The following is a 1,479-nucleotide window of genomic DNA, read 5'->3' on the forward strand; positions in this document are numbered from 1 at the left end:
CCCGGGCTCTGGCCGCCAAAATCGCCACTTCGTGGTACCTTCGACTTATCCCTGCAGGCTTCGGGTCGGGCCGAGGCAGCGTATATGGACGCTCCCGGAATGCAATGCTTTCTTCAGTTCAGTAATAAAACGGGTAGGTGCAGCCATATATCCGGTTTCTGATGGGATTTCTTTATCCCGAACCATGATGAAATCCGCCAGGCAGGTACCAATCATCCTTTGCGAGCTGACTTGCCCTTGCTACCTCTCGGTGTATCCTGCCTGCGGTCTTACCTGTTTTGCCATCTTCTGAAGTCACCTGCACCTACCAGGACGTTAACTCTTTTTCAGCACCTCGTCAGATTGACTGACCTTGTGTCAGGCGAGCTGACGAGGCTGATATTCAGTATTGTGTGTCAACATTGACCACATGATCCTCGCAGTTTTTGCCGCCATGGCGACAACAGCTACATTGTAGTGCTTCCGCTCAAGTAGTCCCTGAAGCCAGGCATTCTTCTCAACCGCGCCGTTCCGGTTGACCCAGGCGGTAAGTGCGCGTGCGCCGTGAACCAGCAGGTATCGGAAATATCCATCTCCACGTTTACTGATCCCTCCCAGTTGCTGTTTCCCGCCGCTGGAATGTTCCTTTGGTGTCAGCCCCAGCCATGAAGCGAACTGCTTTGCAGTACTGAATTGTCGGGCATTACCCACTGCTGCTACCACATAAGTGGCCGTTAACATGCCAACCCCCGGGATTTTGGCCATTCTCTGGCAGGCTTCCTGCGTTCTGTACCAGGAGGCCAGAGCTTCTTCTACCTGTTTAACTTGCTCCTCAAGTTCCCGGATATGTTTAGACTGCCTGTAGATGCTGGTTCTGACGAAGGGAGATAAACCATTTTCGTCGTCCTCCAGAATGGCTGGTAGCTCATGGGTTAAATGGCTTTGTCCGGCCGCAATCGTAATACCAAACTCAGCAAGTGTGGCTCTTAAACTATTGGAACAGGCGATCCGCTCACGGATAAGTATTCCCCGTTCAGTGTGTAACGCTAAAACGGCCTGCTGCTCTTCGGTTTTTATCTGTACAAAACGCATATTCGGGCGGGTTACCGCTTCGCAGATAGCTTCAGCGTCTGCTGCATCCGTCTTGTTCGTTTTCACATAAGGCTTTACATACTGGGGAGGGATGAGTTTTACCTCATGACCATAGCGGGTGAATAATCGCGCGAAATGATGACTGGATGAGCAGGCTTCCATGCCAATCAGACAAGGCTCCAGTTGAATAACAAACTGAACAAACTTAGCCCGGGTGAGCTTTTTACGCAAAATAGTATGACCTTCGTGATCGACGCCATGAAGCTGAAAAACGTTCTTTGCCAGGTCGATACCAAGAGTTGATACTTTCATGTGGACGCTCCTCATTTTTTAGGACGTATTGCAACGATCCAGTCTGGTACTTTGATACCGTAAAATCTGGAGCGTCCATCTCATTATCCTTGCAAA

General features: G+C 50.3%; 1 protein-coding gene. It reads right to left on the bottom strand.

Annotation, left to right across the window (positions count from 1 at the left end; all coding sequences use genetic code 11):
- Nucleotides 1-357: 357 nt before the first annotated feature.
- Nucleotides 358-1,383, bottom strand: a complete 1,026-nt coding sequence (locus ABLV17_RS13585) for an IS110 family transposase (protein ID WP_267985583.1) — start codon at nt 1,381-1,383, stop codon at nt 358-360.
- Nucleotides 1,384-1,479 lie beyond the last annotated feature (96 nt).

The sequence above is a fragment of the Klebsiella sp. CN_Kp091 genome (genome assembly GCF_040065095.1).
Taxonomy (GTDB): Bacteria; Pseudomonadota; Gammaproteobacteria; order Enterobacterales; family Enterobacteriaceae; genus Klebsiella; species Klebsiella aerogenes.